This window comes from Pseudescherichia vulneris, assembly GCF_902164725.1.
GTDB lineage: Bacteria > Pseudomonadota > Gammaproteobacteria > Enterobacterales > Enterobacteriaceae > Pseudescherichia > Pseudescherichia vulneris.
Genome location: NZ_LR607338.1, coordinates 1586505 through 1594335 on the forward strand (window position 1 = coordinate 1586505; position 7831 = coordinate 1594335).

The 7831-nt window shown below is 54.8% G+C and carries 9 protein-coding genes and 1 tRNA gene; 6 read left to right on the forward strand and 4 right to left on the reverse strand.

Going from position 1 to position 7831, the window contains the following annotated elements:
- Positions 1 to 18 precede the first annotated feature (18 nt).
- Positions 19 to 327 (forward strand): acylphosphatase, encoded by a 309-nt coding sequence (yccX, locus tag FN633_RS06525; RefSeq protein WP_154057160.1) that lies wholly within the window; start codon positions 19 to 21, stop codon positions 325 to 327.
- Here the strand turns inward: yccX and tusE are convergent.
- Entirely contained in the window at positions 324 to 653 is a 330-nt protein-coding gene (tusE, locus tag FN633_RS06530) for a sulfurtransferase TusE (RefSeq protein ID WP_042392631.1), read from the reverse strand. The genes yccX and tusE overlap by 4 nt on opposite strands.
- Positions 654 to 740: 87 nt before the next feature.
- A complete protein-coding gene (gene yccA, locus FN633_RS06535; protein ID WP_042392507.1) occupies positions 741 to 1400 on the reverse strand; it encodes an FtsH protease modulator YccA in 660 nt (219 codons plus the stop codon).
- A 270-nt stretch (positions 1401 to 1670) separates the two neighbouring features.
- Here yccA and FN633_RS06540 point away from each other — a divergent pair, with 270 nt between their 5' ends.
- Together FN633_RS06540 and FN633_RS06545 are read left to right on the forward strand one after the other, a co-directional pair.
- Positions 1671 to 3299 (forward strand): ABC transporter substrate-binding protein, encoded by a 1629-nt coding sequence (locus FN633_RS06540; RefSeq protein ID WP_154057161.1) that lies wholly within the window; start codon positions 1671 to 1673, stop codon positions 3297 to 3299.
- 131 nt (positions 3300 to 3430) lie between these two features.
- Positions 3431 to 3518: transfer RNA gene (locus FN633_RS06545), tRNA-Ser, on the forward strand.
- Positions 3519 to 3626: 108 nt separating this feature from the next.
- Here FN633_RS06545 and FN633_RS06550 read toward each other — a convergent pair.
- Complete coding sequence (locus FN633_RS06550) at positions 3627 to 4523, reverse strand: LysR family transcriptional regulator (RefSeq protein WP_154057162.1); 897 nt, start codon at positions 4521 to 4523, stop codon at positions 3627 to 3629.
- Positions 4524 to 4623: 100 nt separating this feature from the next.
- Here FN633_RS06550 and FN633_RS06555 point away from each other — a divergent pair, with 100 nt between their 5' ends.
- On the forward strand, positions 4624 to 5454 hold the full coding sequence (locus FN633_RS06555; RefSeq protein WP_154057163.1) for an SDR family oxidoreductase: 831 nt from the start codon (positions 4624 to 4626) through the stop codon (positions 5452 to 5454).
- A 62-nt stretch (positions 5455 to 5516) separates the two neighbouring features.
- Here the strand turns inward: FN633_RS06555 and FN633_RS06560 are convergent, their stop codons facing one another.
- Positions 5517 to 6029, reverse strand: coding sequence for a hypothetical protein (locus tag FN633_RS06560; protein WP_154057164.1), 513 nt, complete (start codon positions 6027 to 6029; stop codon positions 5517 to 5519).
- A 65-nt stretch (positions 6030 to 6094) separates the two neighbouring features.
- Between FN633_RS06560 and FN633_RS06565 the strand changes: the two genes are divergently transcribed.
- Both FN633_RS06565 and FN633_RS06570 read left to right on the forward strand, forming a co-directional pair.
- Positions 6095 to 6955 carry an aldo/keto reductase family oxidoreductase gene (locus FN633_RS06565; RefSeq protein WP_154057165.1) on the forward strand — a complete coding sequence of 287 codons (861 nt, stop codon included), beginning with the start codon at positions 6095 to 6097 and terminating at the stop codon, positions 6953 to 6955.
- Between the two features lie 52 nt (positions 6956 to 7007).
- A partial coding sequence (locus tag FN633_RS06570; protein WP_154058844.1) for a DMT family transporter occupies positions 7008 to 7831 on the forward strand: 824 nt, incomplete at its 3' end.

Below are 7831 nucleotides of genomic sequence, written 5' to 3' on the forward strand. Positions count from 1 at the left end.
CAGAGAAGGAGTGTCGCCATGAGTGACGAGAACAGAACCAACGAAAAAGCCTCCGCCTGCGTTAAGTGCTGGGTTCACGGCAGCGTGCAGGGGGTCGGGTTTCGCTACAGTACGCAGCGCGAGGCACATCGCCTTGGCTTGACCGGTTACGCGCGCAACATGGATGACGGCAGCGTTGAGGTCCTTGCCTGCGGTGACGAAGAGAAGTTAGCCGAGCTGATTGAGTGGCTGAAAGCAGGGGGGCCGCGCAGCGCTCGGGTCGACAACGTCTTAACCGAGCCGCATCAGCCCACCCGCGAGTGGACCAACTTTGGTATCCGCTACTAGATGCACTTCACCGGTTTGGGCAGGCCAGCAATCTTGGTGGCCTGTTTGGCCGGGCCTTTTGGAAAGAGGCGGTAGAGGTAGCGGCTGTTGCCCTTCTCCTCGCCAAACTTGTTGGCCATCGCCTTGACCAGCATGCGGATCGCTGGTGAGGTGTTAAATTCCAGATAGAAGTCGCGCACGAAGCGCACCACTTCCCAATGCTCAGGCGAGAGGGTAATAGACTCCTGCGCCGCAATCACCTCTGCCAGACCTTCACTCCACTGGCTACTCTCTTTCAGATAGCCGTCGTTGTCGGTCTCTATCTCTTTACCTTCAAAGCTCAACATAATCATTCACGGGTCAGCTAAAAACCGCTGCAGTGTAGCAAAAAACAAAGCCCCGCATAAGCGGGGCTTGAGAGGATGCTTGCGTGGTTAGTCCCGGCTGGAGAAGCCCAGGATGCTCAGCAGGCTGACAAAGATGTTGTACAGCGAGACGTAGAGGCTAACGGTGGCGCGAATATAGTTAGTTTCGCCGCCGTGAATAATGTTGCTGGTTTCATACAGGATTGCGCCGGTAGAAATCAGGATAAACACCGCGCTAATCGCCAGATGCAGGGCAGGCAGCTGCAGGAAGATATTGGCTACCATCCCGATCAGCACCACCACGATCCCCGCCATCAACATCCCGCCCAGGAAAGACATATCTTTGCGGGTAGTCAGCACATAGGCCGAGCAGCAGAAGAAGGTCAGGGCGGTACCGCCCAGCGCCAGACCAATCAGATCGCCCATGCCCGCTGAAAGATAGGCGTTAAGCATCGGCCCAAGGATGTAGCCCAGGAAACCGGTAAAGGCGAAGGCGGCCAGAATACCGGCAGGCTTATCCGCCAGCTTATAGGTCAGGAACATTAAGCCGTACATGCCTACCAGGGTCAGGATCAGCCCCGGTGACGGCAGGCCCAGCACTGTACTGGCGGTCGCGGTGATCGCGGAGAACGCCAGGGTCAAGCTGAGCATAAAATAGGTGTTTCGCAGCACTTTGTGCGTGCTGAGCAGCGATGTACGCCCGCGTGAAGCGCTAACAATACGATCCATGAGTCACTCTCTTATGACAGATGTAATTAAGGATGAAGGATAGGTAAACAGAGCGGTAGCTTAAAGCGGTTTTACCCATCTTTACCCAAACAACAATAACTTACCGACAGCAGACCCTGCTTTAAATTTCACTTTTGGTAGTGCGATCGCATTTTTGCCCGAACTAAACAGATCAACCTCTTATAGGTGTCTGAAAAGTATTGCCTTCTTCTCTGGCGGGCGCTAAGAGTGTCAGGGGTAACGTTAATCAGTACACTATTAAGGCATGATATGAAACCACAGACAGGTCACCGTTTTGCCCTCACGCTGCTGGCAACGGGCATCATAAGCATAAGTACCGCTGCACTGGCGGCTCAGGTCCCGGCGGGAACCACGCTGGCGGAGCAGCAAACGCTGGTGCGCAATAACGGCAGCGAGCCAGCTTCCCTCGATCCGCACAAGGTAGAAAGCAACGTCGAATTCGATATTATCAGCGACTTGTTCGATGGGCTGATCGCAATCAGAAAAGATGGCAGCGTAGAGCCACGCTTAGCAGAGAAGTGGGAGAGTCAGGACAATACCGTCTGGACCTTCCACCTGCGCCCGGGCATCACCTGGTCCGATGGGACGGCCATTACCGCTCAGGATGTGGTCTGGAGCTGGCAGCGTCTGGTGGATCCGGCTACCGGCTCCCCGTACGCGACCTATCCAGGCAATATGCATATCGTTAACGCAGCGGATATTGCGCAGGGCAAAAAGGCCCCGGATACGCTGGGCGTGAAGGCGCTGGACGATACTACGCTGCAGGTTACCCTCAACCAGCCCACGGCGTCGTTCCTGCCGATGCTGGCGCACCCGTCGCTGGTGCCGGTTGATAAGGTGCTGATTGGCCGTTTTGCCGATAAGTGGACCAAGCCGGAGCACTTTGTCGGCAGCGGGCCGTACAAAATCACCGACTGGGTGGTGAACGAGAAGATTGTTGCGGTGCGCAACCCGCGCTACTGGGACGACAAGCACACCGTAATCAACACCGTCACCTATCTGCCTATCAGCTCCGAGACTGCCGACGTCAACCGCTACAAGGCGGGCGAAATCGATATGACCAACACCATTCCGGTAAACCAGTTTGCTCAACTGAAGAAAACCCTGGGCGCAGAGGTGCATATCACGCCGCAGCTGGCGACCTACTATTACCAGTTCAATACCTCCAGGCCGCCTTTTAACGACGCGCGGGTACGCCGGGCGCTAAATATGGCGCTGGATAAAGATATCATTGCCGACAAGGTGATGGGGCAGGGGCAGCGCCCGGCATGGGTCATCAGCCAGCCGGAGATTGGCGGCGTGAAGATCGCCTCGCCGGACTACGCCGCCTGGCCGCGGGATAAACGTATTGCCGAGGCGAAAAAGCTGCTGGCCGAAGCCGGGTTCGACGCGGCGCATCCGCTGACCTTTAACCTGCTCTATAACACCATGGAGACCCACCAGCGCATCGCCATTGCCGCCAGTTCGATGTGGCAGAAAAATCTTGGCGTGACGGCGAAGCTGCAAAACCAGGAGTGGAAAACCATGCTTGATACCATGCACACCGGCGACTTCGACGCCGTGCGTTATGCGTGGATAGCGGACTACGACGATGCGGCAACCTTCCTGAATACATTCCGTACCGGTGACGGCGAGAATACCTCCCTCTACAGCAACCCAGCCTATGACGAGCTGATGCACAGTGCGGCAAAGGCCAAGGACGCTAACGAGCGCGGAAAGGACTATCAGCAGGCGGAAGCGATTCTGGCTCAGGACGTGCCGGCGATCCCGGTTTATCACTATGTCAGAGCGCGTTTAGTGAAACCATGGGTAGGCGGGTTCGATCCCAGCAACCTCGGCTACGTCTATACAAAAGATCTCTACATCACCAAACACTAAGTATTGTGCTGATTTAATGGTCAATATGCTGTTCTTTCAGCCGATTAGCAGCAGATTGATTGTTTTTCAGGCAAACAGATATCACAGGGGTTTACACGGCGCATCGAGGTGTTTATAGTGCGCCTCATTCCGGAAGTGTGGCCGAGCGGTTGAAGGCACCGGTCTTGAAAACCGGCGACCCGAAAGGGTTCCAGAGTTCGAATCTCTGCGCTTCCGCCAAATGCGGAACAGCCCTGCGATAGCAATATCGCGGGGCTTTTTTCTTTTGGCGTTTCCATCCCCAATTTACGCGATCTAAAAATGCTGTCTGGAAAGATGGATTTTACTTCAGGCGCGTGGCGCAGCTTTTACCGCATCGACAAACAACCTCAACGCAACGGGCATATGTCGATTTTGCGGAAAGTAGAGCGCGATCCCTTGCGATGCAATTGCCCAGTCGTCCAACAGCGTCACCAGTTGCTGGTTAGCCAGCCACGGCTGCGCATACAGTTCCGGAACATAGGCTATGCCTAATCCGGCAACGGCAGCCTCTACCATCAATGCACTGCTGTCGAGTGTCAGACTGCCAGGTACATCCAGTGCAAGCTGCTGCCCATGCTGCTGATACTCCCAGCGATAGCGTTTGCCGCCTGGCAAGCGCTGCCGCAAACAGATGTGCTGCATCACATCCTGGGGGTGTTGGATTTTCGGCCGCTCTGCCAGGTAATCGGGCGCTGCCACGGTGACAAAGCGCAGCGGACCGCTCATGAGAATGGCGACCATGTCTTTCGGTACATCTTCAATCAGCCGAATGCCCGCATCAAACCCTAGCGCGACAATATCTACCAGCTGACCCTGTGCGACCAAGTCAATTTCAATTCCCGGTTTTTGCTGAATAAACGTCGGCAATACTCTTTCCAGCAGAAGGCGGATCGCTGCATCGCTGGCGCTGATACGCAGTGTGCCATACGGCTGATGACCGCTCGCCGTGACGTCATTCAGCAGCTCATCCATCTCTGCCAGCAGCGGCGTTATGCGCGCAATAAGCATTTCACCTGCTTCGGTCAGCGCCACGCTCCGCGTTGTACGATGGAAAAGTCGTACACCAAGCGTCGCCTCCAATCCTTTGATCGTATGGCTGAGCGAAGAGCGTTTGAGCCCGAGCACCTCCGCGGCACGACGAAAGCTACGTTGCTCAGCAATGGTTTTCACGGCCTGCAGTTCGTTCCAGGAAGGACGTTTCATTGTTGAATATTTCCCACTATCCCATGCCAGTTTGCGGAGATTATGCCACCAATCGCCGGGTATATGATGAACGTCGGTTCACTAAACGGAGAAGACAATCATGAAAACCTGGCTAATTACCGGCGCGTCTAGCGGCCTTGGGCATTTAATGTGTGAAAAACTACTGGCCCGCGGTGATAGGGTAGTGGCAACCGTTCGGCGTGAAGTTGCATTAGCTGATATGCGCACACAGTACGGCGATCGTTTGCAGGTACTGGTGCTCGATCTCAGCATGACAGCCACCATCAGGCCCGCCGTCGAAGCAGCGTTCGCTCAGGCGGGACGGATTGATATTGTGGTAAGTAATGCAGCTTACGGCCTATTTGGTGCAGCGGAAGAGTTGAGCGATACACAAATTGAGCGGCAGTTAACCACCAATCTTATGGGTTCAATTCAGCTGATTCGTGCGGCAATCCCCTTTTTACGACAGCAGGGAGGCGGGCGCATTGTGCAGGTGTCTTCGGAAGGCGGCCAGATTGCCTATCCCAACTTCAGTTTGTATCACGCCAGTAAATGGGGCATTGAGGGCTTTGTCGAAGCGGTTCGCCAGGAAGTTGCCGCGTTTGGCATCGACTTTTTGCTCGTAGAGCCTGGCCCCACGGCAACCCAGTTTGGTGCCGGACTGGATATGGCTGATGCTTTACCTGAGTACCAAGAGACAGCAGCAGGGAAAATGCGGGAAGCACTACGTTCTGGTGAGCTTGTCATTAAAGGCGATGCGGAAAAATGCGTGACGGCGATGATTGCTGCAGCTGATGCGGACAGCCCACCCCTGCGTCTACCCTTGGGCAGCACCGCCTATGACAATATTGACGCGGCACTCAGGGCCCGTCTGGAGGCATTGCACGCGATGAAAGCCGTGGCCTATAGCGCCGATCGCAAGACGCTGTAAGCAGGTACTGCTCGATGAGTTAAACACTAAATTGCCGCTCGGTTAATCTAATTCGTGTCGGTTCATGATTTTGTCGCGGCATAAACCACGGTCATACCTAAAGCATTACTACGCTTAGTGACGACCATGGTTCCTCTACCAAAGTAATTGCCTACGGGTTCGCACACTTTAATGCGTCTATTTAGATCCGGATCGTCAACGTCAGCGCCACTACAGCTATAACGGCCGCTACCTGAAAACACATAGGGAGCCGAGTAAGTCGTTATTGTCCCCGGTATCAACCAGACCACCGTAATAACCAGGATATAGCTAAAAAAAATCGCCATCAGTAGCGATCCGGCAAAGACCTTGAGGTTATTTTTGATGCCGTAAAATGGTGGGCCTTTCCCCCATTTTTTGATGCTAAAAAAGAGCGCGGAACCAAGTATTAAAGTTATTGCAGCCAGCAGGGATTGAGTTTGCTGGGCCAAAAAGGTGCTTTCATCAACCGTGGAGCGCCATGCGAAGCAGGCAAAGATGAAGCCCAATCCACAGACTGTTGCCAAAAGTAATTTGGGGTAGGAGTACGTTTTCATTTGTCCGAATAGTCGCATAGAAAGTTTGGTCGTACAATCAATGCACACTCACACAGGAGATCACCATGTCAAAACCCATAATGCGTTACCGCCTGGGCGACCGTGAAGTAAACCGTTTAGGCTATGGTGCCATGCAGTTGGCTGGTCCGGGTGTTTTTGGACCTGTTAAAGATGAAGCGCGGGCCATTCAGGTTCTGCGTGACGCCGTCGTTTCTGGCATTAATCACATTGATACCAGCGATTTCTACGGCCCACATGAAACCAACCGGCTGATTAAAAAAGCGCTGCATCCTTATCCTGACGATCTCTGCATCGTAACGAAAGTGGGTGCCCGTCGTGATGAAAAGGGCGGATGGCTTCCAGCATTCAGCCCGGAAGAGCTGACGCGTGCGGTAGAAGATAACTTACATAACCTCGGGCTGGACGTGATACCCGTGGTTAATCTGCGCAGCATGTTTAATGTGCATCATCCGCAGGAAGGTTCGCTGGAAAGAGAGCTGGAAACGCTGATTAAACTCAAAGATCGCGGACTGATCCAGCATATTGGTCTCAGTCATGTCACCGCCAAACAGGTCGCCGATGCACAAAAAATGACGCCGATTGTCTGCGTTCAGAATATGTATAACCTTGCCAACCGGCAGGACGATGCGCTGGTCGATGAGTTGGCCGCACAGGGCATCGCCTACGTACCGTTCTTCCCGCTCGGGGGGTTCTCGCCGTTACAGTCGGAACAACTCAATGATATCGCCACCGAGTTACAGGCAACGCCGATGCAGGTTGCACTGGCCTGGCTACTGAAACGTTCCCCCAACATTCTGTTAATCCCCGGTACGTCATCGCCGCAGCACTTGCAGGAGAACCTGGCCAGCGAACAGTTAACTTTGTCGGATGAGGTGATGAAAAGGTTGAACGAGGTAAGTGTCTAAGCATCAGCATGCGCCTCTTAGGGCACAGGAAAGCGGCGGCGAAGAAAAACTGATGAAAAAATTTCTACTTATTGCCTTTACCCTGATGGCCTTTGCCGCCAACTCCGTCCTGTGCCGCATTGCGTTACGGGGGGGACATGCCGATCCTGAAACCTTTAGCGTTCTACGTCTGCTGGCGGGGGCGGTTGTGCTACTCCTTCTCCAACTGACACTGCGTGGCTGGCGGAATATTCGCTGGAACGTGGTGAACGCGGGTCTTCTCACCGCCTATGTGTTTCTGTTCTCGCTGGCCTATGTCCACCTCGATACCGCCACGGGCGCGCTACTGCTTTTCGGTGCTGTTCAGGTCTGTATGGTGCTGTGGGGAGCATGGCAGGGAGAGAAGACGGGGCCGCGAAAGCTGTCCGGTATTGCTGTCGCCGTTGCGGGTATCGCCATCTTACTTCTGCCGGGAGCCAGCATGCCCTCAACTGTGCCTGCTGTTATGATGATCGCCTCTGGGCTGGCATGGGGCGCGTATTCAGTGCGAGGCAAGCGCGTATCCGACCCAACCGGTGCCACCGCTGGCAACTTTCTCCTGAGCGTGCCGATTGTCGCCACGCTGTTTCTGCTCTCACCGGATCACGCCTTAGTGGATAAGTGGGGCATCCTGCTGGCCCTGGTTTCAGGCGGGATCACCTCTGGACTGGCTTATGCGCTCTGGTATGTCATTGTCCGCGACATCTCATCCTCAACGGCCAGTACCCTGCAGCTCAGCGTGCCCTGTCTGGCCGCGCTGGGAGGGACGCTGTTCCTGGGAGAGGTACCGAGCGTCCGGATGCTTGTTGCCGCCGTGCTGGTGCTGACCGGGATCCTGATAGTGATTGCGGCCGAGCG